A 17,505-nucleotide genomic window follows, 5' to 3' on the forward strand; every position below is an offset into this window, starting at 1 on the left:
AAAATACTTTAATTCATTTCGGTTATCACAGGCAAATCCAATTGCCAGTCCACCTTAATTTTGGTCGTCCCGTCATCGATTAACAGCACATTGTTATCCATATTAATATACGGGCTTTCAATCATGGGCCATTGCCGATAATCGGTCTCTGCCTTGTTATTAATCTTCACAAAAGGTACGGACTCGGCCAAACCGGTTATTCCCCTTTTAATCAGATACTCGGATGAAATATTTTCCGGTGCAACATTCAACCCGCCACGATATTGAATCTGGATTTTGTCATTTTGGGAGTCAACATAAGTAACACTCATTTTTCCCCAATCGACGGATAACTTATTTTTTTCTAACTTGTTTCGAAAGTATTCAAAGCTCTTAAACTCATCAAGTGTTCCCACTTCGAAAACAAAGCCTGTTTTTGCGTGGTCACTCTTTATAACATTAAAGCCATCCCGTCCAATACCTTTCAGATCAACCTGTTCATAATAACTCTTCAAAGGTTTTATGCCAATAAAAGTTTCTCCTTCACGAAGAAAAATCCACCCTTTTTCTTCTACTTTTTCATCAATTGATTTGGGATAACGCACCATTCCCCTTTTTATCAAATCATTGGCATGCCCGTCGCGCCAGGCCCACTTGGCGGCATTAGGAGCCTCCGGCCATGGATCTTTCTCCGGAATATTGAATAAAACAATGACGGTATTTTTATCATGTGCCGATTGCTGAAAAGGAGAAGTATTGCCCTTGTGCCAAGTGTCTGCTGTATGGATTTTGTCATCCCCGTCGCTGTACCAGTAAGGATGAAAACAACCTAAATAATTGAAACGGTCGGCACTATGATATACAATATTAAAGCCATTAATGTCGTGATCGGCATAATCACCACCGGGCACCCAACGGAAATTTCCGCTACCGACAGCATAGGTTTTGTCCCGATAGACCTTACGCATCATCTGATGAGGAATACCTGAACCATAATGGCCAAAGGTGGATGCGGAGGTCTTCAGCTCCATGGGTGCCATGTTGTTGCCACTCAACCGAAAAAAAACATTTCTTGGTATTATCCTTGAAAGCGCAGTATAGACGGCATAACTGGTTTCGGGATACCTGGTAAAGTTATTGATAAATACATTTCCGGTGGCGGGGCCCCACCCCCACAATAGCCAGTTATAATAGGTGGTTGCCGCAACGTAACTATTATCCGGATAATGGTCTTGCTGGGTATTCATTCGACCATACGGGGCAATAATGTTCCCTTCAAAATTATTTAACGACACCAACGACCACTTATAAAGCATATAAGCTTCCGCAATGGCTTTCATTTCCGGATCTTCTGCGTATTCCAGCAACATCTCGACCGGGTTATTCATGACAACCTCATAGGTTGTTGAGAGATATTCGGCATAACCATGGCTATAAACATTCTTAAAAGTTTTCCGCAATCGCTCCTTCATATCTGCCATCAGCTCATCACTGGTCATCCCGTTAGCCCATTGCGCATCGGGAAACAACTGACCAAACAGATAAGCACTACACCACATCATTGTGGCATGATTTTCTGTGCCATGACCAAGAAAACCCTCACCATTTATTTTGTCATCTTTTGCCAAATATTCGAGGCTACTTTTAATTTTCCTTAACTGAGTAGCATTAAAGCTATCCCAATAGCGACACAAGGCCAATGCAACACCCGGGAAGTCAAACATTGTTTGACGTCGATGATCCAAAATATTGGTTATGTAAGTCAGGGCCGCCTCATCATGCGGGTTAAACTCCAATCGAACAATGGCTTTGGGGAGGCCATGTTTACCATGCTCCGCAAGCGTGATATCTTTTAATCCTTCTAAAACCCATTGCTTCCGTTTTTGATAACTTGAAAAATCCTGAGAAAAACAAAAAACAGGTATCAACAATAAGATTAATAAATATAGCTTTCTCATTTAATGTTGTTAATTGAATTTATGTCTTTAAACAATCAGGCTAGCCCCTACCCCCCCTCCTTTATAAGCTCTATTCCTTAGGTCAGGCTGATGACAGAATAAACAGTCAAGATTTCTCCATCCTTTTCCTTTTCTCCCACACATCCACCTTCACTTATTGGTTAATGCTTCAATTTTTGCTGTTAAGTTTCTATATCGGTCCACTGTCTTTTTTAAGCCTTCTACACCAAAATAAGTTGGTGGATTACCATAATTAAAAGCAAAGGGACGATAAAGGGTCGCACAATCCGGATTTTGCTCTTTCAAGATGATAAATTCTTTCCACAACAAATCATATTTCTCTATTGCAGAAGAAATTGCATGGTAATCGTAGTTTCCGGACGATTCCCCGACTTGTCCTTTTAGCATAATTATCCAGGCCTGCTCATAGATGGCATACAAAAGAGATCCATAGCGGGTTGAAGTACGAATGTAATGCAAGGTTTGTGTATCACTCCCTTTCAATGAATCAGCCATTGCAACCATCTCTTGCCAGATATCAACGCTGGTACCCTTTTCGTCAAGCATCTCCTCCACCAGCCCATTCTGGATTATTTCCTTAAAATCATTGGTCAATTCATTTTCGCCACCAATAAATTCATCTCTTGTCCACCAAAGATTGATGGGCATGATCAAGGAAGCCCGTCCTCTGACAATGGCGTCTGCCGACAACAAAGCCAATCGGTGAAACCGTCGGATATTCTCACCTTCAAACCCTCGCATACGGGCATAATCACCAAATATTTCTTTTTCCGGCCGATTGGGATTGTTCGCCCATTGCGACAGGCAATAGGCATTTAAATCACACCACAACTCATTTGAAATATAAGGGCCTACCCAGCCGCCCCCGCGCGACCATGTCCAAACTCCCGCAAAATTGGGGTTCGTTTTCAACCCATTGAGACTATGTATCTCCGTATCATTCTGTAATTCCTCGAAACCATCTATAACACCTTTGGCAATATAGTTTGGATAAGCACCTTTTCCTTCATACTCACGTTGGCACTGGACCTCAACAATTTGCTTATGTTTTCCAATCCCCAGTGTTGGGTTGAACTTTAGAGTACGATGATAATCTCCTTTCACATATTTTACACTGAAGTACAAATTGGGATGTGGATCAATAGAATCAGTCACAGAGAGATAATATTCAGGCAATACATGGAAAAAGCCAAAGTCCCAGGTGCGATAAAAAATCTTCTTATTAAACTTTTCACACACTTCATCGCGTAACAAATCAATTAATAGGCGATGAATCTCTTCCCCTCCGTCGCTTTTACTGTCGGTGTTATGCATCCATGATTTTTCGTCACGCAGAATCGGACCATTGCCTGTATGATAGGGCACGTTCTGCAGATAGGTTTCTCCCACCCTGATTACCAGTCCGTCCAATCCGGGAAAACGCTCAAACACCTCATCGAGCATAATCCGGTGTATCTCCTGCGTTTTGGGTCGGGTAAAATCAATGCGTCCGGTAGAATCGCAAATCTCATCTTTATAAAGCTGAACCAATCGACGAGGTAATACTATTATATCCATGAAATAATAAGCTTCCAGCCCTTCTTGATGGATCTCGTCAATCCGCTTGGTTATTCGATTCGCCAATGAATCAATCCAAATTCTCTCTTTTGAACCCTCCGGAAAAATATTTTCATTCAGCGAGTTGAAAGATATAGCGCAATGAACCGATTGAAATTCATTAACTACCTGTGCATTGAAGCCATATTCACGTAGTTTTGACGGTTCGTTAAACTCGGTTTTCGTAAAACCTTCTCCAGGGTTGTTATGGACCATATCCATAACAACCCAAGATGAATGATCCAATTCCTCACTGTTCTGGCATGAATTAAGACCCAAAAAAATCAATATTATAACACTAATCCAAGTCCCATTTTTTTTCATCATGTGAAGATTTCTTTATTCAACCACTTTTATTCGAACAGAACTTCTAATATCGGCCGATGAAGTAGCAAGAGATAAAGTAAATCGATCTTGCTCCACAACCCACTCATGTCTTTCATCATCAAAAAAAGCTAAGTCTTTAACCGGTATAGTAAAGGAAACGGTTTTCGTTTCACCGGCCTTCAGAGATACTTTTTTAAAGGCTTTCAATTCTTTAAGGGGACGTGGAAGTGACGGATGCCGCTGTGAGCTGTATATTTGCAATGTTTCCGCGCCATCCTTACCTCCGGTGTTGGTAATACTGCAAGACAACCTGATCACATCTGTTTTAGAATATTCCTTATTATCAGTTGTCAACTTGCCATAATTGAAAGAGGTATAAGACAAACCAAAACCAAACGGAAATTGAGGTTCAATCTTTTTTGTATCAAACCACCTGTAACCCACAAGGATATCTTCCTTGTAATAAACATTAATACTGTCGCCCGGATAAACGGAAGGACCAAAAGAATTTGCTCCATTATCTTCCAACTTCTTGGGTATGGTAAAAGGCAGTTTCCCGCTGGGATTAACTTCTCCTGAGATTACATTTGCCATAGCGTTTCCGGCTTGAGAGCCCAAATACCATGACTGGATAAGTGCAGGCACCTGCTCGATCCATGGCATGGCAACCCCATTACCACTGATAATTATTACACCGGTATTCTTGTTAACCTCAAGTAAACGCTCTATTAAATCATTCTGGTCATAAGGTAAATCAAACGATTTACGATCAAAAGCTTCACAGTCCTGATAATGATCCTTGTTCAAACCGCCTATGTATATCACCAAATCAGCACTCTTTGCTAAAGCAAGTGCCACTTGTCTAAGGGAGTCAGCATCATACTTCTGTGGTTCGGAGGTGTAACCTAAAGTATAATGAATAGTCTTTTCCCCATATTTTTCAATCAGCCCTTCCAGCGGGGAGATTTCCTTTTTCGCTTTCAATTCTGATGATCCACCACCAACAGTAAGCGATTTGACTGCATTTTCGCCAACGACAAGAATTCGATCATATTGGCCCACCGAAACAGGGAATAATTGAGTCTCATTTTTCAGCAACACAATCCCTTGTTCTGCAATTCGCCGAGAAATAGCGGCGTGGGCATCTGTTGCAAAGCTCCCCCAGGGTCGATTTCGATCCATATTGGTTCTAAAAACCAACCGCAATACACGCCTCACCTTATCATCGAGCAGCTGTTGTGGTAATTCTCCACTCTTTATTTTATCCAAAAAAGGACGAGCCAAAAAATAATCATCATAAGCAAAAGCTCTTCCATTGGTCAGGCCATCGCTCCAGGTCCCCATTTCAATATCTAACCCATTACGAGCTGATTCATCAGTATCATAGACTCCCCCCCAATCGCTGACCACAACGCCATCAAAGCTCCACTCATTTTTTAATATCTTATTCAATAAAAGATCATGATGACTGCAATGCTGTCCACGAAACAAATTGTATGCACCCATTACGGCCCACACGTTTCCTTCTTGCACACCGGCCTTAAATGCAGGGAGATAAATCTCATAGAGAGCTCTGTCGCTTACTTCCACATTGATATTATGTCGCCACCGTTCCTGATTATTTAATGCGAAATGTTTGAGACAAGCCGCCACACCATTTTGCTGAACGCCTTGAATATATGGGACCACCATTCGGGATGCCAGATAGGGATCTTCCCCCATATATTCAAAGTTACGGCCATTTAAAGGCGTCCGGTAAATATTGACCCCCGGCCCCAACAAAATGTCCTTTTTCCGATATCGGGCTTCTTCTCCAATAGCTTTCCCATATTCTAACGCTAATTGAGGATCAAAGGTGGCCGCCAGACAAGTCAATGCCGGAAATGCGGTACATGAATCATTGGTCCACCCCGCAGGTTTGAATGCGTCCCACAAAGGTTCAGGTCTAATTCCGTGAGGCCCATCGGACATCCAAACCTCAGGAATTCCCAATCGTGAACATCCGGCAGAACTAAACTTGGATTGAGCATGTACCATTGCAATCTTTTCTTCCAGAGTCATCCTAGATAATGCATCTTCAACCCTTTGCTCCAACGGCTTACTATCATCCAGATAGATCGGCTTTGAGGGTTCCTGCGCCGACACACAATACACAATTATTGAATATATTAACCCGATAAAGAATGATCGTTTCATGTCAAAATATTTTTTTGTTAAGAAAATCTATGCATCCCTACTGTCTCAACAGCATTACATTCACTTTCAACTTCTAAGCCTCAGTCCAATTTCTTAGCACTTTTGGCGATCGCTTTCTCTGCAAGCGCCTCCATCACTTTATAACCTTCCCTGTTGGGGTGTACCCCATCAAAGGTATATTCATACTTCATTCCTTTACGTTTATCAACCAATGAAGAATAAAAGTCCAAATATCCAACATCGTGCTTGGCGCAGTAGCTCTTAATCCACTTGTTAAGTGATGCAATCTTTTCAGCCGGTTCAAGTCCACGACGCCAAGGATAATCATATACCGGTAAAACAGAACAAAGAATAACCCTGATTCCATTGGCCTTTGCCAGTTCAGTCATCGAGGCATAATTATCTTCAATCATTTCCAACGTTGAAGGACCGGTATTACCGGCAATATCATTTGTTCCGGCCAGAATCACAACAATTTTTGGTTCCAGAGCTATAACATCGGCCCGAAACCTAGCCAATATTTGAGGTGTGGTTTGTCCACTAATCCCCCTATTTACATAAGATTTGCCTTCAAAAAATTCAGGACTAAGATTGATCCAATTATCTATGATCGAATTCCCGATAAAAACAATTCTTTGCTCATTTTTACGCGGCTTTTCTAGTTTACTATTGGCCTCCCTGTAACGATTCAAACCTGGCCAGTCATCCCTGACCCTTGTCCATTTTTTATACTCCTCCACCATCTGTTGCATCGTTTTTTGCGAAACAGGACTCTTCGTCTCAACGTTTTGTGCTGCAGATTGAGACTGGAGAATAAGAAGTAGCGCCAAGGAAAACATAATGTTTTTAAAGTTGATAAAAAGTGTATTTCTCATCCGTATTTATTTTAAAATTTATTGATCTAATGGAACTCGCTCTATTTGCCGCGGTTAACCAGGAAATTTACGATCTGACAAGTATTTCCTTTACTTTTCTCATTCTTCTTTTCAGACACTCTGATGATTAACTGATGACGTTTCGCAGGCAGTTCATCTTCCAATACAAAAAACTGATTTAAATACAACCTGGTACTGAATTTTGAGAAAAGGTCTAATTCCTTAAAATCCCCATTATCTATTTTATACTCAATAATGCCAGCATCAGGACCGGCAACATTACTAAACCCAACGGCCGTACCTTTAAAATTAAATTTTATCTCAGCACCCGGAGTGGATGAAATAAGCATGGGAACATCCACAAATCCTTTCCGTGTAGGCAGTTTATCTGAGGGAGACCAATTTTTGTCAATCCTCCATCCGTTGGACAGCTTCGCTTTTCGGATATCAACATAACATCCGGACACAAAGCTGTATGGATCCATTTGTGATGGAATGACATGCGCTTTCTTTTCAGAGGGAGTGCCGGCTGCTTTCCAACAATTCTCCAACCATGAGCACATGGATTGAAAATACAATTCATGTCCAAAGGGAGAAGGGTGCAAGTTTTTAAAATCCCCGTCCCAGGTAAATTCATTCGCATTAATTCGGTCGGTTATTTCCTTGGCCAGATTGAGAGAAGGTAGTTGATAGTGTTCCGCCACCTTATTATGCGCCTCCACGGCAGGAGGAATCTGTCCCGAATTGTAATAATCCATTTTCTTGGGATCAACAAAATACATCAACACCACATCCGTCATGGGATTAACCTCTAAAGCACGACGTACAATTCCTTCCATCCCACGAATATCCTGAGTCTGTGATTGACCCGCATCATTTACTGATGCTTCTTCAAACAGTAAATCAATTTTCCCCTTCGACAACACATCATTCACCAGGCGAAATGCACCGGCAGTACTCCCGGTGGAAGGAATGCCGGCATATATGAATTCAAATGTCGTTTCCGGAAAACGTTCTGTCAGGTACTTACAAATTTTTTCTTTCCACCCTTTCATCTCGGTAATGGAACCGCCAACAAATGCCACACGACTGGTTTTGCTGGTGGAAAAATGATAAAAACTATTTTGGAGCCCTCCTCTGATTTCTTGGTAATCGGCATGATTAATATTGGAATGAGCCAAAACCGAATCGGCTTTCAGTTCTGCTTCTTGTGCAGCAAGACGGTAACTAATAAATAATAATAAAACCAATAAATACGTTCTCATAAATTACTTTCTTTTCTTGGGTATCGGACCAATTATCGGGTTTAACAAATTGTGAATTCTAAAACCTCCATTTCCGACCAATGCCATCAAAGCTTATAAAAAACAACTGTCTCAAGTCAATTTTATTTACAATTGGCAAAAGCAACCCCAATAGATTGATAACCACATAAAATATTAGCGTCCTTTTACCACTGCGATTAAAATCAACCACCAAAAAATAAAACGATTAGATAAGAGGGTGCCAAAAAAGTGTGCAATGCTTTGTGTATACTAAATTACCCACACTCTAATTTATTGTTGCACAGAGCTCATACAAGTTATTCACAGAGCAAAAATTAGACTTTTTAGACACCCTCTCTATTTAGAATATTTAGTGTCGGTAAAAAATTATTTGGAGATAATCGGCAGACTACCTTTCCAGATCACTCTGATGCTTGTGGTACCATCATTAATGTTAAGTATTCCATCATCCATTGTAACATAAGGACTATCCAGCAATGGCCATTCCGAATAAGATTCATCCGCAACACCATTCACTTCAACGGTAGGCACAGCCTCATGCATCCCGGTAATGCCATACGATTGCCATGTAGATGGCGGGTTAGCAACAGATACAAGGGGAAACCCTTCCTGAAATTTAATGTACAAGTTGTCGCCGTTGATATTCGTATACTCACAAGTCATTTCACCCCAATCAACAGACAAGGAATTGCTCAGCACTTTGGTCTGAAAATCCGCAAAACTGCCGGAAGTCTCGGAGTCGCTTACTTCAAAGACAAAACCTGTTTTTGCAAAACTACTCTTGATTACATTGAAACCATCCAAACTGGCATCAGGAGAAGTCTTATCAATGGTATAATCTTTTAGTGGCTTGATGCCGATGTAAACTTCTCCCTCCCGCAAGAAGATCCATCCTTCCTTTTCAATTTCCTCATCCATGGTTTTGGGATAACGAACCATTCCAACTTTGACCAAATCATCAGCGTAAGCCGACCGCCATCCCCAAAAATCTTCACCTGATATAGGATTCTGAACATTTGGCCAGGGATCTTCCTGAGGAATATCGAAAAGAGTTATCACACTTCCCTCATGGTGAGCCGTTTGCTGAAATGGTGAAATATTACCTAAATCCCAAGTGTCGGGACCTGACCCTTTTGTAAAAAAATAGGGAGCAAAACAGCCTATATAATTAAATCTGTCGGCAGAACTCCAACAAATATTAAAACCATTGGTCGCAAACATCAAATCACCTCCGGGTACCCATCGGAAATTTCCTGTCCCTATCGCGAAGTTTTCAGCCCTATAGGCTTTTCTCATCACGGCATGAGGCACACCTGAACCATACGAGCCAAAAGTAGGCATGGATGACTTAATAGTCATGGGAGACTTATCCATTCCAATTCTAAAAAATACTTCGGGTATTTCCACTTCAGACACAACTGTATATAAGGTCTCTGATGCATCCGAATAATTTTTAGTGAATTGTTCCAACTTAACGTTATCAGAGGCAGATCCCCAACCAAAAAGCAACCAATTATAATAAGTGGTTCCCGCAACATAATAATATGTAGGCGCATGGTCTTGTTGCGTATTCATTCTGGCATAGGGTGCAATTGTAGTTCCTTCGAATTGGAGCAATGAAATCAAAGCCCATTTATAAAGCAGCATCGCTTCGGCCATTTTTTTCACATCCGCATCTTCAGCACATTCATACAATATTTCTATCGGGAAATTGTAAACTTGCTCATAGGTCGTAGAAAGAGACTCTGCATTTCCCTTGGCATATACGTTTTTGAAGGTAGTGCTTAAATTATTCTTCAGTGTTGCCATCAGTTGCTCACTAGTTTGCCCATTTGACCAGTTAGCATCCGGGAAAAGTTGTGCCAACAAATAACCACCACACCAAAGCATACTTGCATGATTTTCTGTTCCATGTCCTAAAAAACTACTGCCATATTGTTCAAGCTTAGACTGCAAATGAGATTTTTGCGCATCCGAAAAATTATCCCAATACCGATGAAGAGCAAGTGCTAACCCCGGCCAATAAAACATATCAGCATAACCATCAGCAACATAAGTCAAATAGTTAAGTGCCTTCTCATCATTAGGATCATTCTCGAGCCTTATTAAGGCGAAGGGTATTCCGTGCTTCCCGCTTTTGGTTAGCATATCGTCTTTAAATGCATCGATAAGCCAGGCTTTCCTCTCTTTATAGGGAGTCAAGTCCACAGAACCGGGGGTTTCACCCCCGGGTTCCGGACCAGACTTGATATCATCATCCTTACAGGATGAAAATGCCATCGTCATCATTAATAATAAAACGATAATACTAATATCATTTATTTTATTCATGTCATTCAAACTAATAATAGGTTAAAACTGACGAATGGCTCTAAATTGGCACAGATTCTTTCGACTCTTATACAAACGCCCATTTCTACTAATAACTCCTTTGAATCCTACATAGTTTTTTGAAGCATCCTTATCCAATTCAGTGGTTGATGCATGTCCTCGGTCATCAGGAACTTTGCTTCCACCAGCTGCCTCTAGTTTTTGGTTTACCAAAGTTCTAGCCTCAAGACTTGCACCTACAGGTGTGTTGGCTTCCAACTGGATCGTCGGGATAACATCCAGTCCGGCTGAAGTACGAATGGCTTCATCCCAATCTGCCAGGACTTCGTCATAATCAATTCCAAATGAAAAGGCCATCATTCGACGAAGTTCATTAAACGAAGGCATATACCAGACACCATCAATGTCACCGTTATTCAAGAATGTATAAACATAATCAAACAAAGCATAATTGGTTGAAAAATCCGCCTCGTCTTTATGCGCAGCAATTAAATCTTTTGTTGCAGTCTTTCCATCATCCTCACTGGCCATTGATGGAATAAGATTGGTTTCAAAAACATCATCAACGCCCCAACGAGCTCCCCATGTGCCGGGCGCATATCCGGAAGTATTAACGTCTTTAAGATTCATCACCAAACCATGGCGTCCTTCACTAATGGGATCAACCCAAAAAACAACACCTTCTATCTGCGCCTTCGCTTCCGGATCATTCAAATCCACATTAGGATCAGGATAATAATCGCCCACGTTGTATACTATTTTTGTAGCTCCCTTTTTGTACAAGGTAATAGGAAATTCATAACTATTTCCGGATACCAAGGCCAGTCCATCAGGAATCTCATAGAATGCCGGTTCTAGCTCCAATTCTTCGGGTGCAGTAACGGTTATTTTCCGACCTGTGAAACTATTGGCAGTAGTAGGGATCACCAAGGCATCATACGCTACGCCTGCTTCTACTGACCGCATCTCTATTGGTGAAACATTCTCCTTATTTGAAAAGATTTCTGTTCCAATATTGAAATCGGCAGTAGTAGGCATTCCTTCAATCATTAATTGGATACCGGAAACATCCAAATCTGCAATATCCATATCCTTTTCTATGTTGATTTTAATCTTTGCCAGTGTATGATGAAAGCCAAACTTTATATTTATAATGGCATCCTCTTGTGTTTTATTTTTGATGGCTGCTCGCATCAAATCAATGCTCTTCTGATCACTTTGGCCCGATACATCAACAGGATAGACACCGTTACTTGTTGATGGGTTATAAGGGAAATAGGCATAAAAATCCACATTGCTTCCATCAGTAGGGTAGTACATTTCCTCTCCTTGCGGAATAAGATTCCCATTTATATCGTAAACAAACTTTTTATTATCTGCACCACTTAAAATGTTTTCAGCAACTAATTCCTCTCCTTTGGGAACCATATATACGCCAACTTCATCATTCTCTGCCCAGTTTGAATTACTTTCATCGCCCTCAAATTGAGAAATAACACCATGAAACTGTGTCGGCGCATAAACAATATCATCACCGTCATCGCAAGAAAAAAAAGCAATATTGGCTAATAAAAAGCAAAAAATAAATATGTTAGTTTTCATCTGAATTCAATTTTATTTTTTTAATAGCAAGATGAAACAAAACATATTTTTGTGAGAAATAGTCTCATAGCCCGTTTCATCTTGCAACTTTTTAAATTTTTAATACTAATGACTATTCATTATACCCGGGGTTCTCTAAGAGATTCGGGTTATTCCCTGTTCTGGAAGTTGTGATTGGGAAATAATAATTCCGTTCATAAAAAGCCGGCGGATTGACAGTCCCATCTAAGTTCTCCACGACAATAACCTTGTATTTCCGAGTATTGTAATCGAGTCTATATCTTAAACCACTGAATTTTCTGTCCGGACCACTGGTCAATTCATAGACAGCGGTTCTCCAACGACGTAAGTCCCAATAGCGATGGCCTTCGAAGGCCAGTTCTACTTTCCGTTCATGACGGATTTTGCCTCTGTCAATTTCTGTCAGAGGATCAACTCCAGCTCTATTTCTAACTTGGTTGATAGCACTTAACGCATCGTCAAATTTATTGAGTTCAAAGGCTGCCTCGGCATAGTTCAACAACACTTCTCCGTATCGAAATAACTTCCAGTCTTGCGGTGAAGTATTTCTTTCACCATTCACATCCTTATCCTCATCCAAATATTTCATAATACCAAAACCCGAGCCCTGGGTATAATCCACGGCCTGATTTCCAAGAGTTTTCAACCCCTGATAAGATCCTGTTTCCTGAATTGATCCATCCGGGAGAATGATTCCTTTGTGCCAGGAAAGTTCAGTCCCTTTCCATTGCATTCCTTGATAATAGAGAGTGGCAAAAAATCGAGGCTCTTTCCCATCAAATAATTCCTCTCCTGTCCAAAAACCTTGTTGAATGGCATCTCTATCCAAGGGTGCTGCTTCGCCCGGAGTTCCATTGACATTTTCAAATTCATCTGCCATCTCCAGATAAGGTTGTCCCATATTTCCACTTCCCCATGCATTAGGTCTTGGTCCTTGAAAGAAATCCAGAGACCATCCCTGGCCGGGAGCCCAATTGGAAACATTCTCGTCATGCACACGGGCAAAAATGACTTCTTCATTTTCGTCTTCCAGGAATAATTGTTTAAAATTCTTAATCTTATCCTCCGGATATCGGTTAAATAAAGAATGTACTCCGCTGTTCATTATTGCAGTTGCTGCATCATACGATTTCTGGTAATAATCTTCTGCCTCAGATGCAGGAAATCCTAATAATCCATCCAGTTGCTGAGTCCCAAATTGAGCAATACTTCCGGCATAAAGTGCCGCGCGACATTTTAAGGCTGCTGCCGCCCATTTGGTGGGCCGACCATAATCTGTCGTTCTAACAGACGGAAGATCATCAAAAATATCATCACATTCTGAAATGATAAAATCATAAATGGCTTTTTCAGAATCCCTTGAACGGAAAAGCTCTTCTGTAGGGTCATCGATACTTTGGGCCTCTGTAATCAATGGCACGCCACCATATCGAATCACCATCGCAAAATAATTATAAGCTCGAATAAATCTTGCTTCAGCCACCCGGTCGGTTTTGAAATCCTCTCCTACCGGAGAAGTTGGTACCCGATCAATAAAAAAATTCAGATCTCGAATAATTTTATAGGAAGCTTCCCACCAAGGCAAAGGATTTGAGTTCACCTTAATGTTTCCTCTTTTCCAACTCCCGAATCCTCTATCACTAGCTTCATCGGCAATTCCATCTATATCCATGTACCACCAGGTTCGGGCATTAGCCTCTGTCCAGGAATCCTTATCCCATACACACATCCGGGTATAGGCACCGGTGAGATAGGCGTCAATAAGTACCTCATCCTCCCACACAGCAGCATCAGAAATAATATCTAATGGTTCTTTATCCAGAACATCTTCGCACGAAGAGGCCACGACAAATATGAATAAGAAATAATATATTAGTTTTTTCATGATACCAATTTTTTATAATTAGAATATATTATCTACTAGAAATCGATGGTCGCACCAACAGAAATAGTTCTCTGTTGCGGATAATAATAGGCTGAATTACCGCTACTAGTAGGCATAGGGACCTCCGGATCCAATCCATATTTACTCAGTTTATCAAATGTCAACAAGTTCGTACCAGCCAGGTATAAACGTACTTTAGAGAAATTAGCTTTTTCAACCCATCTTTGTGGCAGCGTATACCCTAACGTGGCTGCTTTTAGCCTGACATACCCGGCTTTCTTAAATCGATAATCAGAATAGTATCCGTTGGTACCGGCTCCTCCCAAACGAGGAACTAATGCATTTGGATCATTGTTCTCTTCGGTCCATCGCAACTCGTAATAGTTCGACATATTTGTTGTAAGATTGACATATGTATAATGGCCAAAAGCGCCTTGCCACAAAGAAGTCAGATCAAAATTACTATAAGTAAATCGTGTATTGAGACCAACCGTCCAATGTGGCAATTGTCCTTTTCCAATCTCTACCTGGTCTTTCCAATTCAGAACTCCGTCATCATTCACATCAATGTATTTAACATCGCCTGGTCTTAAGCTACTGTTTCCTTGCTGGTCTTGGTCAAACTCCAAATTGTTAATTTCTTCCTGACTCGTAAACAGACCATCACTTTTATACCCAAAAGTGACGTCAGTCCATCTTCCAGAACGTTTTGAAATCCTAATTTGATCGGGATCCTCATACTCAGGCTCTTCAAAATGCATCCATTTTGCTCTGGACCATGCTACTAATGCACTTATATCCCAGGTGAATTTTGCCATCTTTCCGGAAGTACCAACTTTTAAATCAAATCCTCGATTATTTAAACTGTTAATGTTCTCGGGAGGCAAACTGGCTCCAAATGTACTGGGAAGCGAAAGAATGCGGGTTCCGGGGATGCCTTCTCGTTCACGATAAAACACATCCATCTCTCCGTACAGTTTTCTTTTCCACATCGAAAACTCAGCGCCCACATTATACAATGTAATATTTTCCCAAGTCAGATTCGGATTTGATAACCCCGTCGTATATAATCCTGCGCTGTAATCCGAACCAAATTTATAATATCCATAATTGGCTTTAAACGAGTAACCAGTCAGATATTCAAAGTTGCCAACACCATCATTCCCCGATTGGCCGTAACTGGCTTTTAATTTCAGGTTATCAAACAGTCCCATGTTGGCAATAAATCCTTCCTCAGATAATCGCCAGGCCAAAAGAATACTTGGGAAATACCCCCATCTTTGATCCGATGGAAATTTCGCAGAAGCATCTGCACGGAAAATAGCCTCCAAAAGGTACTTGTCTTTATAGGAATAATTTAACCTCCCCACAAAACTCTTGCGCCCCATTTCGCTTGCTGTTCCGTCATTCGTCGAAGTACTTGAGTCTCCGGCATACAATTGATCCAATGTAGATGTAATAAAGTTGCTCCGTCTGGTATAAAGATAGTCCGATTTATAACCGATACTTTCATATAGTGCAAGGACAGTCAAGTGGTGATCAACATTAAACCGTCTGTCATAGTTGAATGAAAACTGGGAGGTTAAAATCTGACTCTCAGATTTCCTCAATGTTAAAGCTGACTCACCTCTAGTGTCTGCCACAGACGTATAAATATCGTCTTCATAGGCATACTCCCACATTTCATAGCCACCATAAAAGGTTTTTTGTCTGGTATAGTCCTTTAAATAGTGCCAGGTATATTTGGCTGACAATCCTTGAATGAAATCCAAATCGTAATTGAAGGAGAAACGGCCTTCAACTCTCTGAAAGTCGGTATCATTATATCCTCCTATTTCCCGGTTTGATCCCCCGTAAGCAGGGTAGTTCGTGCCCACAAAAGGAAGTTTATCCTTTTCAGGAAAATCTGCACGATACATGGGGTTACTAAACCACAGATCCTGCCACAGTTCAGGATAATCACGACTCTGATTTCGTTTGGTTTCATTCAGATCTCTGACCACACTAGAAACATCTATTTTCATGTCGAGATTGTCGGTCAACTTCATATCCACATTCGACTGAAAATTATAACGCTGAAAATCTCCTCCGTTCTTTTTCCAAATGGTTTCCTGCTTCAAATAACCCAAAAAACCATAATATTTAATTCTATCGGATCCGCCGCGAACAGAGATATTATGTTCCTGCTGAGGAGCCCAATCTCTAATCAATAAATCATACCAATCGGTATTCGGATGATATAGTGGGTCGCTACCATCGTAAAACATCCGGATGTCTTCTTCCGAATAAGGTGCTGTTTCTTCCGGTTTACCTGCCTGAAGATGCGCTTCTCTTTGCATCTCGGCATACTGGCCGGAACTTACTTTTTTAGGAAAATTGGTTATTCCCTGCAATGAGTAAGAGGTATTTAAAGTAAAAATTGGTTTAGAGATATTACCTCTTTTGGTGGTTACCAAAACCACTCCATTACCGGCTCGGGCACCATAAATAGAAGCAGAACCATCCTTCAGTATAGAAATTGACTCTATAGAGTTAGGATCCAACAAATTCAAATCTCCTTCCACACCATCTACAATAACCAACGGATTACCAAATCCACGAATATTTATTGAAGCTGCGTCAGCACCGGGTCGACCTTCCGATTGCACGGTGATCAAACCAGCCAAACGTCCGGAAAGGGCATTGGAGGCGGACGAAATAGGAGCTACTGTTAAATCTTTTGTCTGGACACTTGAAATCGCACCGGCAAGGGATGACTTACGTCTTGTGCCATAACCTATTGCAACCACTTCATCAAGGCTTATGGTTTCTTCAACCATAACAACATTAATGGTCCTCTGTCCTGCCACAGCGACCTCTTGATCTTTCATTCCTATAAAAGAAAAAACGAGGGTGGCATCGGGTGAAAAATCTGTCAAATTATAGATCCCTTCACCGTTGGTGATTGTACCATTGGTCGTTCCTTTCTCTACGACCGATACCCCTGGCAATGGTTCCCCGGCAGAATCAACAACCCGTCCGGAAATATTTATTCTTTGCGGTGCAACCGGCGCCTTGGCGGGGGAGAGAATGACATGTCCATCGCGAATAATGGTCTGTATTTTTCCTTTACCAAATAGTTGATCTATAACTTCAGGTATTTCCTTATCCTCAACAGTGATGTCAACTCTCTTATATACATCAATTAATCCGTTATCGTAAAGAAAATAAAATCCGCTTTGCTTTTCTATCTGAGATAGCACCTCTTTTATCGTAGCATCTCTCATTTTTAGAGTCAGCCGTGACGGCGGAGAAAAACTATTACCTGCCAAAATTTGAAGTGTGCTTACAAAAGCCAGAAATAAACTAATTCTAATAGCTCTGAAAAATTTCCTGTGCCTGGAAAATTCCAGGCACAATGAATTCGCGTTTTTTTTCATAAATTTGAA

Annotated in this window: 9 protein-coding genes; all 9 read right to left on the minus strand. The window is 41.0% G+C overall.

Annotated features, from left to right (window positions below; genetic code table 11):
* Positions 1-8: 8 nt before the first annotated feature.
* The 9 genes from ACT29H_RS01020 to ACT29H_RS01060 all read right to left on the minus strand — a co-directional run bounded on the left by ACT29H_RS01020 (position 9) and on the right by ACT29H_RS01060 (position 17,496).
* Positions 9-1,937 (minus strand): hypothetical protein, encoded by a 1,929-nt coding sequence (locus tag ACT29H_RS01020; protein ID WP_444819730.1) that lies wholly within the window; start codon positions 1,935-1,937, stop codon positions 9-11.
* A gap of 150 nt (positions 1,938-2,087) precedes the next feature.
* On the minus strand, positions 2,088-3,881 hold the full coding sequence (locus tag ACT29H_RS01025) for a hypothetical protein (RefSeq protein ID WP_444819731.1): 1,794 nt from the start codon (positions 3,879-3,881) through the stop codon (positions 2,088-2,090).
* 12 nt (positions 3,882-3,893) lie between these two features.
* Positions 3,894-6,077, minus strand: a complete 2,184-nt coding sequence (locus ACT29H_RS01030; RefSeq protein WP_444819732.1) for a beta-glucosidase — start codon at positions 6,075-6,077, stop codon at positions 3,894-3,896.
* Between the two features lie 80 nt (positions 6,078-6,157).
* A complete protein-coding gene (locus ACT29H_RS01035; RefSeq protein WP_444819733.1) occupies positions 6,158-6,952 on the minus strand; it encodes an SGNH/GDSL hydrolase family protein in 795 nt (264 codons plus the stop codon).
* A 41-nt stretch (positions 6,953-6,993) separates the two neighbouring features.
* Positions 6,994-8,217 carry an SGNH/GDSL hydrolase family protein gene (locus ACT29H_RS01040; protein ID WP_444819734.1) on the minus strand — a complete coding sequence of 408 codons (1,224 nt, stop codon included), beginning with the start codon at positions 8,215-8,217 and terminating at the stop codon, positions 6,994-6,996.
* A 387-nt stretch (positions 8,218-8,604) separates the two neighbouring features.
* Entirely contained in the window at positions 8,605-10,569 is a 1,965-nt protein-coding gene (locus ACT29H_RS01045) for a hypothetical protein (RefSeq protein WP_444819735.1), read from the minus strand.
* A 21-nt stretch (positions 10,570-10,590) separates the two neighbouring features.
* Positions 10,591-12,171, minus strand: a complete 1,581-nt coding sequence (locus tag ACT29H_RS01050) for a fimbrillin family protein (protein WP_444819736.1) — start codon at positions 12,169-12,171, stop codon at positions 10,591-10,593.
* Between the two features lie 112 nt (positions 12,172-12,283).
* Positions 12,284-14,077, minus strand: coding sequence for a RagB/SusD family nutrient uptake outer membrane protein (locus tag ACT29H_RS01055; protein ID WP_444819737.1), 1,794 nt, complete (start codon positions 14,075-14,077; stop codon positions 12,284-12,286).
* A 35-nt stretch (positions 14,078-14,112) separates the two neighbouring features.
* The gene (locus ACT29H_RS01060; RefSeq protein WP_444819738.1) at positions 14,113-17,496 is read right to left on the minus strand and encodes a SusC/RagA family TonB-linked outer membrane protein; all 3,384 of its coding nucleotides are present in this window, start codon (positions 17,494-17,496) and stop codon (positions 14,113-14,115) included.
* Positions 17,497-17,505: the final 9 nt, after the last annotated feature.

The sequence above is a fragment of the Thermophagus sp. OGC60D27 genome (assembly GCF_052400625.1).
Taxonomy (GTDB): domain Bacteria; phylum Bacteroidota; class Bacteroidia; order Bacteroidales; family Marinilabiliaceae; genus Thermophagus.